Source organism: Bartonella sp. AP11XZML (assembly GCF_042196445.1).
GTDB lineage: Bacteria > Pseudomonadota > Alphaproteobacteria > Rhizobiales > Rhizobiaceae > Bartonella.
Genome location: NZ_JBHIQF010000065.1, coordinates 24,144 through 39,433 on the forward strand (window position 1 = coordinate 24,144; position 15,290 = coordinate 39,433).

Sequence of the window (15,290 nt, forward strand, 5' to 3'; positions counted from 1 at the left end):
GGGGGAAGAGAGCAAGCGTTCGCTTTAAGCGGGTGCTCCATAAGTTGGAATGACGATAGTGCCAAAATCCTGAGCCCCTTGCGTACTTCCTGGCAAGGTAAAGCAAGTTTTTTTCATACCAATAATGGTTTTTGCCGCGACCCCGAATTCTCTTTCATAGTCGAAGAGTTCTTCCACCAATTTATAGCGTGTCGCCCCTCGATCTTTACCAAAAGCAATCACAGCACTCTGCGCACCAAGCAGAACAGCACGACGCACATTTGGTACAGCTTTATTTGCCGTCCCAGATTCGACTCCTTCGGTAATATGTTCAGCTTCGCGCAAAACCACACCATTATACATGCCCAAAGATCCATCATAGAGCGGATTTTTGATACGACTTCCACTATAGATTGCCTTAGTAATGTCGAGCCATTGCCCCGCATCTGTATTGGTTCGCAATTGCGTCACTTGGGTTGGATGAAGATAAAGCACATAGACATTTTCCCCATCAATCCGCACGGGTCTAATTTTTGGATTTGCCAATTTAGCCCGTTCAACAGCTTTATCAACCAGATCAAGATCAAAAGTATCATTTTCTTTTAAATCTTCATCTTTTGTTTTTCCATTAGGGCGCAAAATGCGTTTATCGGTTGGTGCCGTTGGCGCATTAAAACCATAATGAACAGGTTTAAGATTAATCGTACGTCCCTCAAAGTTAATAGCTTTAGCGGTATACCCGCAAACTTGAATGAAGAACATCATACTCAGACGATCTGCATACCAATCAACCAAACCATTTTTTGCCTCGGTGCGCAAATCATGGAGAATTCGTTGTTGATCAATCGTTCCCTCATTTTTGACACGCACAGCATGAACGAGTTCATTAATTGCCAAGCGATCATTGAGAAACTGTAAAGCTTCTTCATTGCCTTCCAATGTCTGCCCTTCGCTCACCCCATCGCCTAGCAACTGCACACGCAAATTAAAGCTAATAGCATCCCCACTTGCTTTCGTGGTTTCATCTTTTAATTGTACGATACTGTTTGAATCATTTCCAATCAACGGTGCAATTGGAAGTGCTTTTGAGACTTCTTGGTTTAGTAATTTAGACCATGTGCGCACTGCCATTGGGTCATTAAGTCCGATATAAGTTACAGTCATTTTGTCCTCTAAAAGTTTTATTGACATAAAAAACCCGGCAAAGCGCCGGTTGTTAAAACACCACATTTCATTTCAAATGGTGAATAGGTTGTTTGTGAGTTTTATCTAATTTCTGTTAGCGTCTGCCTCCCCCTTATAAGAGCTCTCCTCTCCACATCCGTGTTTGAGAAATCCCCTCGCATTCTCCTGCGCCAAAAGCCTCTTAACATTCCCGCAAAAAACACTCCCCCGCATTCTCCTGCGCCAAAAGCCTCTTAACATTCCCGCAAAAAACACTCCCCCGCATTCTCCTGCGCTAAAAGCCTCTTAACATTCCCGCAAAAAACACCTGCCACATTCTTGTTTTTAAAATTCTCTTCCCCCCATTAAACGATTAAAAGCGGCTTTATTTTTAGGATCAGCAACCCAAGCGCTAAACTCTGCTTCTGACATTTTATCAAGCATATCCAAAGAAATCGGCCCATTTGGCGTTAAACCGTTATAAGCAGCAAGAGTACGTGCAGAATTGTGTCTTTCCTGTAAATTTTCACCCATGTTATTCGGAACATTTGTGTAGCCAATTTTTTGTGCGATCGTGTAAATCACTTCAGCCGGATTTTGATTTTTTTGCGCACAATCGCGCAAGATCTGCTTCAACTCATCACCAATCAACGCATCAATATTTTTGGGGTCTGCCATCTCAGGATAGAGCGAAGCACAAGCTGCCAACTGTTTAGCCCTCGTTTCATAAATAAAATCAGCCGCTTGATCAAAATCATGATGCTTTTGTTTAACACTGGCAACAGACTGTTGATAAAATGCATGCAACTGTTCTGCTTCACAAACAGTCGGTTTATCTTGGGGTTTTTCATGTGCAAACCCTTGTTTTTGGAGTGTTTTTCCCAACCATTGCATATAGCCCATGAAGTCTTTTTGTGGATCTGGTGGAACATCTTCTCCCCCTTGAACCTCTTTTCCAGCCTTTTGCGAAGAGTCCTGTTGTTGAAGCATTTGCCCTTGAAAATTATCTTCAAGAGTTTTTTCTTCTCTTGCAATTTCACCATTTTCTCCCTCTTGTGTTGAGACCAGAAAATCTTGTTTCAATTGGTTTTGTTCTGCCGGCGTTAAGTGTTCTTGATCCATGACATTAGCCTTCTCTTTTTTTAAACAATAAAATCAAATTTTTCAGATAAAACAGCCCCATAAGCATTTATCCCCTCAATGCTCTCTCATCATTTAGCACCAGCATTCCCCCCAATGCTCTCCACCCCACATGACGGCAAGACTCCCTCTCCACCCTGCTTTTCCCAACAGTCCTGCCCTACAAAACAGTTCTTTTGAGAAAAGGGAGCCCATGCACTACGAAAATCGATAAGCAATTTATGATATATGGCGTTTATCAGAAGTCACGCATGACAAAGCACCCTATTGTTGAGCCTTTGCTGTCTGCAACATCTGCATTATCTGCTCTGTCCCCACATTATCCCCCATCTGCGCTGAGGCATTTTGCTCTTCTTGAAAAGAGTTTTGCGCCTTTATCGCAATTTTATGAATAAGTGAAGCTGGTAAAGGCGAATAGCGTAAGAGATCGAGCATAATCTCAGGCGTTGTAAAATTTTGCATCAAAGGCAGCAATTGCATGATCAGTGCAAAAGTACGCTCTTTTTCATTAAGACTTGTTGGTGCATCATCCACGACAATATCATATTCCAAGCTTGTCACCATTTCGCGTGTCAGCGGCACATACTGGGCATTTTCATCACCGGCAATACGCACCAACCGCCCATCGGACAGATAATTTTGAATAAGATAGAGAATAATTTTTCCCTGTCGTTGCCGATATCGACGCAACCCATCAAAAAAGGAAGCTAAAAGATTAAGTGACGATTGTCGCCGTTGTTGTTCAAGAATGCCAGGCTGATTGACAGCTCGCGTCCCAATAAATTCAGAAGACAACCCCGTCACCTGTTCGAGAGCGCTCTTTGCTTCATTAAACAATTGGAAAAACCCTTGCGGAAATTGTGCCACGGGTTTAGGTTGGATTCTTCCCCCAGACACAGCACCACTTTTCAACCAAGTAATACTATCGGCTCTAGCCCAACTCTCGAGGGCTTGTCGATCATCATCAAAAGCATCGCGTTCTGCCATAATTCCGCCTTTTGATTGGCTATTGAGCAAATGCATCACTTGACTAAAATATTTGTTTGCCCACCGTTGCGGATCTTTTGTTGGCTTAACAATTCCATAAAATTGCCGGCTTAACTTATCAAAAGTACCGGTAATACACTCCCATCCCAATTGATTGGGTGGAACCAAGGGCTTATCAGGCGCTTCAAGAAGCTTTCTACCTAAAAATGCCCGTTTGACAATTTTTCTGTTCAACCTTGTTGCCTGGACATGAGGAAAGGTTTTGCTTAAATTTTGGAAATCCTGCTCTGAATAATCGACAAACTTTCCACTTAGAGGCTCGAGAACTTTATAAACCACCTCGCGTTCAAACCAGCGACATTCTACCAATGTCACCATTTTAGGACGTTGATAGCCGCTCCCCTCTTCTCCTTGATACCCCCTCTCGGATTGATAACTTTGTGTCATCCCATCGCTGGTTGAATGTAAAAAACTCTGATGTTTAACCCAATCAGCATTAAGATCGCTCCAATGAACATGGGAAAACATTTCCTGCGCCACAGCAAGGGGTTTTTCATCAATATACCATAAGCGTTGTGCATCAATGAGATTAGGCTTGACAGCACTTGCATCCCACACCATTTTCATCGGGTCTAAACGTGCAATGATTGGTTTTCCTTGCGGATCTTGTTCATAATCAAGGCGTGTATCTGTCCAGCCCATTCCGCAAATAATTGCATCTTGAAAAGCATCGGAATCTTCGTATTCCCCGTCAGCTTCATCACGAAACCACTCAGCCGCCCCTGTCAAAATCTGGTTTGCAAAGGCAGCCCCTTCTTGTCGTGGAATAAATTGCACTTGCCTTTTATTATTGCGCTCAGCCCCAATCACGGCATTAATTAAAGGCGCAATACGGTTAAAAGTCATCACCGGTCTGTTTTGTTCGTGCAAGACAGCCAAGTCTTGCTCATTCCATTGCCGTCCATTATAAAAATCGTAATCTTCCTGGGCATTTTTTCGCCATTTTTCGACATGATCAATATCATCCTGATACCAACCCACGAGTTTTTTAAAGAGAGCTTGATTTTCAAGCGTTTCGATTTGATTAAAAGAAGAATCTGTAGAACTATTCATTAAAAAGCCATCCATGAAGTTTGAGAATGGTGAAACGAGCGATAAGGTTTTTTTCGCGCTTTAGCATTTGGTTGTTCATAAGCCACACACATCAGTCCAAAGGCATCGGCGCCATGGCTAGCCCAATCATGTTCAGCCCCTAGTCCGATATTGCGCTGTTCGTCGCGCTTTTCATGATACCAAGCAAGCGCTTTTCTGCCCGCACATGTCGTTTCACGATTAAACCATAGTGCAGGAAACAACCGCCTTACGGCTTCGATACGCATTTTCACAGCGCCTGTTCCTTGATTAGGAATTATTTTGGTTTGAAAACCGGCTTGTTGAAGGGCACTTTCAAAACTCACATTATAGACACGATCTTTTGTTGCGCCATCATGAGGCAAAACCATAAGAGCCTTTTCATATCCCCTTTGAAAGACCCAGCCCACATGCTCTGAGAGAGGTTGTCCTTGGGCTTCATAATAATCGAGCACTCGGATTTCCCGTCCAACAAATTGCGCCACCCACAATGCGGTAGCATCGGCCTTTGCTCCTGTTCCCCCGATATCCCAAAATATTCTCACCTGCATCAAAGGATCACGTGGAACAGTTGTAATCCGCCCTTCCATTTCGGCTTCGAGAAGACATTTCTGATAATAAGCCCCTTGGACAGCTTGGAGATATTCGCCTTCCCAAATATGGTTATACTGCTCTGGTCTTTGCTGCAAATCGTCCATTCGATCACGATTGAGTTTTTCAGGAAATTGCGGATTATCACGCCAATTGATTTCCACCCCTTTGATATGAGGATTATCGACATTTCGGAAACGCTTTTCCACGGCTGCATTTTCATGGCATGGGTTCCATGTGACCCATAATTCTGCATTCCAATCTTTTCCTTCTTCGCGCAAAGTTGGAATAAGTGTTTGCCAAGCAGTTTCTGTCACGGGCTCAGCTTCATCGACCCAACAAAGGAAAACGCGCCCCATTGATTTAATACTTGCGATATTGCGATCAAGCCCAGCAAACACATAGACAATCCGTCCATCTTTTGACTTAATATATTTATCGCCGATTTCATAATAATCTTGTAAAAAAGGATAAGCTTCGATAGCGCGTTTAATTTCTTCCAAAGAACTTTCATTAAGAGAATTTTGAAATTGCCGTGCACAAAGAATAATCCCGCGTTCTCCAGCCATTCCATGGCGATATCCCACCACGGCAGACATCAAAGCAAAAGAACGTGTTTTTCCAGAACCGCGTCCTCCCCAAGCGGCTCGCACATCGGCATTTCCAGTAAAGACAGGAATAAGCTTTGGAATAAGAGCCACTTGAGCCGTTTTCTGCTCAATTTTTTGAGAAATTTTCTGAACAGTTGTCATTATAAATTTTCATACTTTAGCAATAATTGCGCTGCACCCTTTTGCTTATCCCAAGTTTAATGATCCCAGAGCAATTGAACGAAAAGAGCAATAGAACGAAAAACGCCCTTCTCAAAAGCAGCGCTTTATCTTTTCTTCATCCTAATATTCAATAAATTTCACTTTTTTGCATGAGATCCCCTTGACCCCACCTATGCGCCCCAAGCCCCCAAGGCACAAAAGCCCCACCCCCTCAAACACCGCGCCTGTCATCCCCCAACCACAAGCAAGGTATCCCCCCAACCAAATCATAGCCTCAGCACATGGCTCTCAGGCATATCCAAAGCCCAACATCCTCCAATATCATGCCTCTCAAGCATCACCAATCCTCACACTTTATCCCCCAAGATACCCCCACCAAAACACATGCATCCCGCAAGTATAACACTTCTCTCAAGTTTCATGCCCCTCACCCATCAAAACACTGTTCCATATCCACCACACAAATACCCTGCACCAAATTCCCTCCAGCACACGGGGGCCCTTACGGCATCATTCACCAAAGCCCCTTCCCAATATCACGAGCGCCCACAAGCACGATAGCCTCCGCTTCAATCCCCTCAAGATAGGCAATCACCAAAGCAGCCCCCTTGCAAGACATCACCCCACATCACCCACCTCAGCCTAACATTTTTCAATATCACAAGCCTCAGTTATCGAGGTATCACACTTCTCCGGTTCACTATTTTTTGCATTCACTGGTACAATCTCAATACGCGAAACTGTTTTTGATATCTCCACACCTTCAATAACGAGAAAAGACCAAACCTTCACCAGAGATCCAAAACAGCAAATATCATCACGCCCCCTAAGCATTGTACCTCTCGAGTATCACCTCTTCAGCACACGCCCCTCACGCATCGCCATAAAAGCATCTTGCCGGCCCCCCTTCAAACAGACCACCCCAGACGCCATGTACCTCCAAAAAACACCATATGCACCGAAGTCTCCTCCAGTCCACGTCCTCATGCTTCCCCCACCAAAGCTTAACAACGTCACAGCTCACACGCCTAAAGCACACGCCCCTCACCGCAATTTCAATCATAAGCTTTCAGACAAACATCTAGCATCCCCGTTCAAAGACAATATCCCTTAAACATCATGTGCCCAACCCAATATTTTCTCGTAGCTTCAAACCTCAGTGACCAAAGGATCAAGCTTCTCGGGTTCACTATTTTTTGCATTCACTGGTACAATCTCAATACGCGAAACTGTTTTTGATATCTCCACACCTTCAATAACGAGAAAAGACCAAACCTTTACAAAAAATCCAAAACAGTAGATAACAACCACGCCCCCTAAGCATTGTACCTCTCGGGTATCAGCTCTTCAGTACACACCCCTCTGTCATCGCCCATAAAAGCCGGCATCTCGACATAGGAAGCCCAAATATCTCCCACCAAAATATTCTGCTCTCCAGTAAATGCCCAAACATCACAGCGCCTTCTTCAAGCCTCAGTTATCGAGGTATTATGCTTCTCCGGTTCGCTATTTTTTGCATTCACTGGTACAATCTCGATACGCGAAACTGTTTTAACCTGCCCTTCTCCAGCCCCCTGAAGAGGCAAGACTTTTGCCAGCAGCGAAAAAAAAGGAACAGGATTATTCAACGCATGATACTGAAGATAAGACACCAGCCCATCTTCACCATAGTGATATCCAGCCTGCTCCGCCGCTGTCAAAAGAGCTTCATTAAATCGCTTTGTTGTTTTATTTAAAGCCCCTTTTTTCCGCCCTCTTCGACGTAAGGGAAGACAATGTTCATCTACCATCATCATGTTCCTTCCAACTAAAGAGAAACCAAAACCTCAAACACAAAAAATGACATAAAAATCAGCAACAAAATTTGCCAAGCATTCAACAATTAAAAATGGGACACACCCAAAAAGATAAGAGCCCACATAAAGCCCAAATCCTCCGCATAATTTTACAGATTCACATTTTTACGCTTTTCCATCATTACAGAAAGCAGCCAAACGAAACTCAAAAACCACCATCCCCACGCCCCTCTGTAAACACGGGTCTGTCAACAAGCTGATTTCTCGTCTATCAGATTTCCCTGCTGATTATTTCATATGGCTATCCCACACTTCAAAGAATGGTGTTTCATCAAACACGCCAGATAAGCTCTGATCTACAATTCGACTTCAAAAAGCAAATTTTCCTCTGCTGAATAAAGCTTCCACCCCGCACCGATTTTAAACTATCATCCAACCTTTTACCCAATAAATTCCCCTACTAACATCAGATTACCACCCCCAAACATCCCTATTTTACAGTATAACCGTATAGCAAACATTTTAATTTTTCTTGCCAATCTTCTGAAACTACTTTATTGATAGTTCTGTGTTTTTGATCGTCCACGCAACGATCAATAAGGGATAGTAAAGCCCTAAGCTCTAGCGTAAGAATGAACCCACTTTGTGGGTGTCCCGGGATTCCGGGAGTTTTTGCTATGTCCAGGTGTGATAAGCACTAAAAGCAAAAATGCTGACTAGAGCTCAGTACTTTACTACTCCCGGAATACCAATGCGAGGGCGCTCGCAACCGGAGGGGGGCTTGAAGTGCAAACTAAAAATTCACATTTCAACGACATTTCAATAGGTAAAAAAATCCGTCATAGAAGAATTTCAATGGGTCTTTCTCAAAAAGAGTTAGGAAGCCATTTAGGTGTCAGTTTTCAACAAATCCAAAAATATGAAAAAGGTTTAAATCGTGTAAGCGCGGGGTGTTTGCTCGAAATTGCTAAAAAACTAGAGGTTCCTATGAACTTTTTTTATGCGGACCTTTTAACAGCAGATATTCCCACAAAAGAAACTCTCTCACACCACGATCAAGACACATACAGCGAAAAAGAACACGCCCTTTTGAAAAACTTTAGAGAGCTCCAGCCGAAAAAACAAAAAGCAATCTTGTGGTTAATTTCAGATTAGACAAAAGCACACCCATCAACATCCCTCACCAATATATCCAACATCCTTAAAATATAAGCTTCAGATCACGACACTTCAAAGAAGGCAATTTTATCAGACAAGACAGATAAGCCCTACCCTAAAATATTCCCTCACACACTTATCTCCCGTCAACGCGATTTATACCCCTCTTCATCCCAGCTTTCCCCACTCCATTCACAAATGCGTCCCCTAGTTCTCCGACCACATTCCATGCCAAGACAAAAACATACAACGCATAAATCTTTCACTTCACTTTTACGGATTCACATTTTTACGCTTTTCCATCTTTACAAAAGGCAGCAAATGAAACTGTTCTCCCAGCGTCTTATACTGCTCTGTCAAGAATCCAACATCTTGTAGCAGTTTCCTCCTACCAACCACTCAGACAGATCAGCATACCATACCCCTCAAACAACGGATTCAACAAGCAAGGCTTTTCTGAATATTCTTACACCCGTCCCTCTCCAACACAAAGAGCGAAAGCTCCTACAAATACCGATCAATTCCGCTTCGAAGCAAATACCCCACCCAAAAGACAAAGCTTCACACACACACACCAAAAAGCTTCTCCCACAGTGCCAATTTTCACATGCTTCATCCCAGCTTTCCCCGCTCCATTCACAAATGCGTCCCCTAGTTCTCCGACCACATTCCATGCCAAGACAAAAGCATACAATGCATAAATTCTTCACTTCAATTTTACAGATTCGCGTTTTTACGCTTTTACATCTTTACAGAAAGTAGCCAAATGAAATTTCCAAACCAGCCCACCACTCAATAAACAAGAGTCTGTAAACAATTCAACTTTTATCGCGTATATTGCACTTGGAAAACACCCCTCACCACCCCTCAAAGGATACTGTTTCACCAGACACGGACAGATAACCCCTACCCTCCAATATCCAGACACTCTCACAAAAAGCACCGTATAAATTGATATGCTTGAAGGTCCCTCGACGGCATATCCTTGCCTCTAATGCCCCCATCTCACCCTATCTCAAATGACAATATTTTACAGCATAAGGCATAAGGCATAAGGCATAAGGCATAAGGCATAAGGCATAAGAAGATAATGAGATAATTTTTAAGATACAAAAAAATGCTCTCATTTTCCAAATCTTTTAATTGTTCTTGCCAATCCCTTGAAATTACTTTATCACTCAAAAGGTGCCTTGATCGTCTACGCAGCGATCAATAGGGAGTTGAAGCCCGAAAACTCAAACGTTAATTTACCCCACTTTGTGGGTATCCCGGAGTTCTGGGAGTTTTTGCTATGTCCAAGTGCTTGTCAGCACTAAAAGCAAAAGGCTGATTAGGCTCAGTACTTTCAACCTCCCGGAATACTCATGCGAGGGCGCTCGCAACCGGAGGGGAGCTTGAATTGCAAACAAAAAATCCAGATTTCGCACTTTTTTAAAAAGTACCCAATCTTATAGTCTTTGAAATTATTTTGATTTTTCTTGCCAATCTTCTGAAATTGCCTTATGAATTGATCTGTGTTTTTGATCGTCCACGCAACGGTCAAATAGGGAGTTGAAGACCCGAAAACTCGTACATGAATTTATCCCGCTTTGCGGGTATCCCGGAGTTCCGGGAGTTTTTGCTATGTCCAAGTGCTTGTCAGCACTAAAAGCAAAAAAGCTGATTCGAGTTCAGTATTTTCAACCTCCCGGAATACCAATGCGAGGGCGCTCGCAACCGGAGGGGGGCTTGAAGTGCCAACTAAAAATCCACATTTCTACGACATTTTGATAGGTAAAAGAATCCGTCACAGACGCATTTCAATGGGGCTTTCTCAAAAGGAATTAGGAAGCCATTTAGGTGTCAGTTTCCAACAAATCCAGAAATACGAAAAAGGCTCCAATCGTGTAAGCGCAGGATGTTTACTCGAAATTGCTAAAAAACTAGCAGTTCCTATTACCTTTTTTTATACTGATATTTTTGCAGAAGAAGATCTTCCCACAAAAGAAACTCTCTTACACCACGATCAAGACACATACAGCGAAAAAGAACACGCCCTTTTGAAAAACTTTAGAGAACTCCAGCCGAAAAAACAAAAAGCAGTTTTGTGGTTGATTTCTGATTAGACAAAAGCACATCAATCGACATCCGTTGCCAATATCCCCCTCTGCCTAAAGCCTTGCCGCCTGATACCACCACATCTCAAAAAACGGTTTAGGCACCGGTTTACGACATCATAGGATAACAAACTTCAAAATAGGATAAAAACACCAAAACCTTGGAAAAACATCCCCACCTCTCTCACAGAATCTTATCAAAAGATCTCTTCTGATTTAAACGCACAATTCCTATTGTATCATTATGATACCTTTTTACATTTACCTTGTCAAGTTTTTATATTTTTCTTTTGATATTTTTGTGTTTTTCTTTAAGGGATCCACATCCCTCAAAACACCTTTTCTGCAAAATGCCCCTCATACAAAACACAATGTCTAAAACAACAAGAGCTAAAATAGGATTTTTCCTAAATAGGCATCCCTCTAAATGGGCTTCCGCCTAAATAGAATTCCCTCTAAATAGGATTTCCCCTCTAAATAGGCTTTCATTGTATTGCTCATTCACCCACTTATTAAGAAAACACCTCTCAATGCTTCTCACACCCATTTCACGGATATCCCCATACAAATATAGATGCAACTATAATTGTTAAGCTCCGCATAGAATATAAACGCCCACCACGAGATTTTTCTCTCTTCACATCTCTTTAACACATCAGCTCTGCAATCTGTTCACAGCCATTCCCCACACACCCTTCTCCAACCAACACACAGCACCCTTCATTTCCCCTCCATTCACGAAGACACTTCCCCCAATCCTCCCACCACATTCCATGCCATGATAAAAGCTCTCACAAAGCACAAATCCTCCGCTTCATTTTACAGATTCACATTTTTACGCTTTTACATCTTTACAGAATAAAGCTAAAGGAAAGGTTCACCACCCCGCACAGCTCTATAAACAATAGTCTATAAACGAACCCAGCTTTTTGCCTAGTACCCCTTACAGTCTTCAGACGCCCTCCTCAAACGACAGCACTTCGTCAGGCTTGACAAATCAAGCCCTATCTCCTCGCCATCCTTCACGCATCTCTTTGCACCAACGCCTTACCCACACTCTCCCCCCTATCCATGCGCACACTCTCTTCATCCTCCATTCCCCCTTTTTCTCTCCCATCACACACTCACAACTTAACAGCACTCTTCATCCCAGCGTTCCCCGCTCCATTCACAAATACATCCCCCAATCCTCGCACCACATTCCATGCCATAATAAAAGCTCTCACAAAGCACAAATCCTCCGCTTCATTTTACAGATTCACATTTTTACGCTTTTACACATTTACAGAACGCAGCCAAAGGAAACTCCCAAACCACCACGCGACAATTTGATAAAAACAAAACACCTTTTTAATAATCTCAAACAACAGATTTCTGTAAAGAGTTCATATGAATTTGATTGTTTAGATCTGACTATTAGATTGGCATATAGAGCCGTAGAACAGAAAGTAATTTTCTATAAGACAGAAACGATAAAAGCGCTATATAACTGAGACAGAACATGAAGGATTGCAAACAGATAAAACGACATCTTTCTTCGTTACAACACTGAAATTGTAAACGAGACGACGAATAACTATCGTCTGAATATGCAATTTCATATCTGCAAATTTTTATTGATTAATTCAATCCCAACACTTCCCCTGAAACACATTTCTTCATTATCTACTTCTTTGAGACAAACCGGCAAAGGGGTTTCATCTATTATAAGTACGGAAATAATAACGGGTTACTCCAACCTCATCATAAGAAACCATAGACATGATACCTGTCTTTATTGGCGTTATTTGATAAGTCAAGATTACACCATTTTGCTGTTTGTTTGGTTGATCTGTATAGATCACGTTATATCCATTCCGTCGCAAGAGATCAATAAATACAGGAGTAAAGTTGTCTTCTGTTTTATTTTTTTTCACAATAAGTGTTGTTGTAGCGGGCGGTAAAGGTTTTTTAAGATTACGAACAAAATCGTTAGCAATTAATTTTACATCATCTTTCGTAATATTTGGACTGACATAACTTGATGAATAATTATTGATAGATGCACAACCAGCCACCAATACAAGCGGTAACGGAAATAAATATTTTGACATCTTAACTCCCCTATTAATTGTATTCTCTTCTGAGAAGCTCCTACACCAGAAATAAGAGCATCCTTTCAAAGAATAGCCTTAACAACATACTGCTTTACTATCAAGCATTAGTTAATCACTTTCTCGCTTGTTTAAAAAACGACCACCATCTCTCATAGTACTCAAAGCTTATGTTTAAGACACAAAATATATATGTTAAAAGTACGAAAAAACACATGTAAAGCATATAGTATATGTATACTTACTTTCATGGTGTATTGCATTACATAAACCAACGCACAGCACCCTTCATTTCCCCTCCATTCACGAAGACACTTCCCCCCAATCCTTCTCACCCCTCCATATCATGACAAAAAACACGCACAATATATGAACCCATAAATCCTCCACTTCACTTTTACAGATTCACATTTTTACGCTTCTCCACATTTACAGAACAAAGCCAAGGAAAGGTTCACCACCCCGTACCACTCTATAAACAACGGTCTGTAAAGAATTCAAATGCTTGCCTAGCAAGTTTCCACCACTGACCACTCATTCGTTTCAGAGCACCCCCTTCAAAGAGCTGTGTTTTTACCTCATGAATAAGATAATGAGCGAACCGTCTTTAGAAAAAAGAAACGGCATGGAGATATCAAATATATCAATGGTCGTCATCGACTGTCGTGTTAAGAGGTGTTAACTCTTTATTTTTCTTAATTTTTACAACGCCAATAATTCCGGTGGAAATAATTAATGCGGACATCGCTAAAAAAGAGCTTAACAATCCCACGAGTGCCAAAAGTCCAGCAATAAAGCCAGACATTGCTTCCGCAGAGTTTGCTAAAGTTGAAAAGGTTCCAAAACTCTTACCAAAATCTTCACGACGAGAATATAATTGAATAGCTGAGACTAAACCAATATCCACAAAGGCACCAATAAATCCTAAAACAAATGCTAACACGAGAAGGAATTTTAAATAAATTTCTGCAGCTAAGGGCATAACAAACAGAATAACCCCATAAAGAAGCCAAAATATCATGAGCTTCAACGAAGTAATATTTAATATAATTTTACTATATAACAAACCACCAACAATAGTTCCAACAGCCATGAGAGAAAAAATATAACTCACAAGACTCTCCTCTCCCCCCACAAAAAGAACAAAAGCTGGAATTAAAAATCTTAAAATTGCACCCGTAAAGAGAATAGCAAACGACGAGCCAACGAGCGTAATAAATAAATTATTATTTTCTGTAGAAATATATTTAAGATATGAAGCTGTGTCTCGATAAATTTTTATAAAATTGAATGATTTATTCTCGCTTGAATTTAAATTCATGAGATTAAATAACACGATAATAGATATAAAATAGGTAAAAAAATCAAAAATGAGTACTGCCGATTTATTTGCTAAAAAAAGCAGTATGGAACAAACCAAAGGGCCAATGACGGCTGCCGTTTCCATGATAATTTGAGCAATGCTATTGGCCTTTGTAAGATCTTTTATTGAAAACATTCTGGGAATAGCAGCTTGAAAACTTGGTTGGAAAATACTTCTTCCTATCGTTGTACATATTGCTGCAAAAATAAGAACAATGATATGTGCCGTACCTGTTATATAAGTTATAAAAACAAACAATGAAGCTAATAATCTAACAACTTCACTTAAGATCATATTTTTCTTCAAAGAAAAATTATCCGCTAACCAACCTCCTATAGGGCCAAAAAAGAGAAAAGGGATAAATCGAAAAAAATACACAAGACCTGTAAAAAAGGTGTTATCTGTTAATTCTAAGACCAGTAAAATAAAAACAACTTCATAAGCATAATCACCAACTTTGGAAATAAAGAGAGAGCAAAAAAGAGCTAATGGACTCTTTTTTAAAAACAAATTCATATCAACCATCCGATATTAAACTTTTCTACACTTAAAGTTACACTTCCTTCGATACAATTGGTGATATGAACTTCAGAAGAGTCTTTTATTCTAATAAATCGCTTAATAAGTTAAGTAAAAATTTTTAAAGAAATACTCCTCTTGATATAAGCATTTAGACCAATATCAAGTAATATATTAATTTTTCTTGCTTATTTGCTTTAAAAAAAGAAAGAATGTAAAAATTATGAGATCAAAATCTGCTATATTAGCACACTGACTTCCACCCCACGTCTCAAAGAATGAAAATTCCCAACCAGCACTAGTCTACAATCCCATAATAAAAAGCAACTTTCCCCACAAAATAAAGCTTACACCCAACCACTTCTCAAACGACAGCACGTCATCAGGCTCGACAAATCAAGCCCTATCTCCTTAAAAACCGCCATCCTTCACGCATCTCTTTGCAACACCCGCCTTACCCACACTCTCCTCTTATCCATGCGCACTCTCTTCATCCTCCA

At 41.1% G+C, this 15,290-nt stretch carries 12 protein-coding genes; 2 read left to right on the top strand and 10 right to left on the bottom strand.

Going from position 1 to position 15,290, the window contains the following annotated elements; translation table 11 throughout:
* Positions 1 to 24: 24 nt before the first annotated feature.
* The 8 genes from ACFIMG_RS05850 to ACFIMG_RS05885 form a co-directional block, all read right to left on the bottom strand.
* Positions 25 to 1,143: a N4-gp56 family major capsid protein gene (locus ACFIMG_RS05850; protein WP_375678562.1), complete on the bottom strand. Its 1,119-nt coding sequence runs from the start codon at positions 1,141 to 1,143 to the stop codon at positions 25 to 27.
* A 345-nt stretch (positions 1,144 to 1,488) separates the two neighbouring features.
* Positions 1,489 to 2,265 carry a hypothetical protein gene (locus ACFIMG_RS05855; protein WP_375678563.1) on the bottom strand — a complete coding sequence of 259 codons (777 nt, stop codon included), beginning with the start codon at positions 2,263 to 2,265 and terminating at the stop codon, positions 1,489 to 1,491.
* 282 nt (positions 2,266 to 2,547) lie between these two features.
* Complete coding sequence (locus ACFIMG_RS05860; protein ID WP_375678564.1) at positions 2,548 to 4,398, bottom strand: portal protein; 1,851 nt, start codon at positions 4,396 to 4,398, stop codon at positions 2,548 to 2,550.
* Entirely contained in the window at positions 4,383 to 5,744 is a 1,362-nt protein-coding gene (locus ACFIMG_RS05865) for a PBSX family phage terminase large subunit (RefSeq protein ID WP_375678565.1), read from the bottom strand. Before ACFIMG_RS05865 ends, ACFIMG_RS05860 begins: the two co-directional genes overlap by 16 nt.
* Before the next feature lie 663 nt (positions 5,745 to 6,407).
* On the bottom strand, positions 6,408 to 6,599 hold the full coding sequence (locus tag ACFIMG_RS05870) for a hypothetical protein (RefSeq protein WP_375678566.1): 192 nt from the start codon (positions 6,597 to 6,599) through the stop codon (positions 6,408 to 6,410).
* 15 nt (positions 6,600 to 6,614) lie between these two features.
* Complete coding sequence (locus tag ACFIMG_RS05875) at positions 6,615 to 6,752, bottom strand: hypothetical protein (RefSeq protein ID WP_375678567.1); 138 nt, start codon at positions 6,750 to 6,752, stop codon at positions 6,615 to 6,617.
* Between the two features lie 162 nt (positions 6,753 to 6,914).
* Entirely contained in the window at positions 6,915 to 7,076 is a 162-nt protein-coding gene (locus ACFIMG_RS05880; RefSeq protein WP_375678569.1) for a hypothetical protein, read from the bottom strand.
* Positions 7,077 to 7,231: 155 nt separating this feature from the next.
* On the bottom strand, positions 7,232 to 7,558 hold the full coding sequence (locus tag ACFIMG_RS05885) for a hypothetical protein (protein WP_375671982.1): 327 nt from the start codon (positions 7,556 to 7,558) through the stop codon (positions 7,232 to 7,234).
* Positions 7,559 to 8,347: 789 nt separating this feature from the next.
* On the opposite strand from ACFIMG_RS05885, the gene ACFIMG_RS05890 reads away from it, so the two are divergent.
* Together ACFIMG_RS05890 and ACFIMG_RS05895 are read left to right on the top strand one after the other, a co-directional pair.
* Positions 8,348 to 8,716: a helix-turn-helix domain-containing protein gene (locus tag ACFIMG_RS05890; RefSeq protein ID WP_375678570.1), complete on the top strand. Its 369-nt coding sequence runs from the start codon at positions 8,348 to 8,350 to the stop codon at positions 8,714 to 8,716.
* Positions 8,717 to 10,452: 1,736 nt separating this feature from the next.
* Positions 10,453 to 10,824 (top strand): helix-turn-helix domain-containing protein, encoded by a 372-nt coding sequence (locus ACFIMG_RS05895; protein ID WP_375678572.1) that lies wholly within the window; start codon positions 10,453 to 10,455, stop codon positions 10,822 to 10,824.
* Between the two features lie 1,688 nt (positions 10,825 to 12,512).
* Here ACFIMG_RS05895 and ACFIMG_RS05900 read toward each other — a convergent pair.
* Together ACFIMG_RS05900 and ACFIMG_RS05905 are read right to left on the bottom strand one after the other, a co-directional pair.
* Positions 12,513 to 12,908 (bottom strand): hypothetical protein, encoded by a 396-nt coding sequence (locus ACFIMG_RS05900; protein ID WP_375678571.1) that lies wholly within the window; start codon positions 12,906 to 12,908, stop codon positions 12,513 to 12,515.
* Positions 12,909 to 13,551: 643 nt separating this feature from the next.
* A complete protein-coding gene (locus ACFIMG_RS05905) occupies positions 13,552 to 14,787 on the bottom strand; it encodes an MFS transporter (protein WP_375678573.1) in 1,236 nt (411 codons plus the stop codon).
* Between the last annotated feature and the right edge of the window lie 503 nt (positions 14,788 to 15,290).

Coding starts and splice junctions, on each gene's coding strand:
- ACFIMG_RS05875 (WP_375678567.1), bottom strand. CDS start 6,752: ATGAGGACGTGGACTGGAGGAGACTTCGGTGCATATGGTGTTTTTTGG.
- ACFIMG_RS05865 (WP_375678565.1), bottom strand. CDS start 5,744: ATGACAACTGTTCAGAAAATTTCTCAAAAAATTGAGCAGAAAACGGCT.
- ACFIMG_RS05855 (WP_375678563.1), bottom strand. CDS start 2,265: ATGGATCAAGAACACTTAACGCCGGCAGAACAAAACCAATTGAAACAA.
- ACFIMG_RS05850 (WP_375678562.1), bottom strand. CDS start 1,143: ATGACTGTAACTTATATCGGACTTAATGACCCAATGGCAGTGCGCACA.
- ACFIMG_RS05860 (WP_375678564.1), bottom strand. CDS start 4,398: ATGGATGGCTTTTTAATGAATAGTTCTACAGATTCTTCTTTTAATCAA.
- ACFIMG_RS05900 (WP_375678571.1), bottom strand. CDS start 12,908: ATGTCAAAATATTTATTTCCGTTACCGCTTGTATTGGTGGCTGGTTGT.
- ACFIMG_RS05870 (WP_375678566.1), bottom strand. CDS start 6,599: ATGCTTAGGGGGCGTGATGATATTTGCTGTTTTGGATCTCTGGTGAAG.
- ACFIMG_RS05885 (WP_375671982.1), bottom strand. CDS start 7,558: ATGATGGTAGATGAACATTGTCTTCCCTTACGTCGAAGAGGGCGGAAA.
- ACFIMG_RS05905 (WP_375678573.1), bottom strand. CDS start 14,787: ATGAATTTGTTTTTAAAAAAGAGTCCATTAGCTCTTTTTTGCTCTCTC.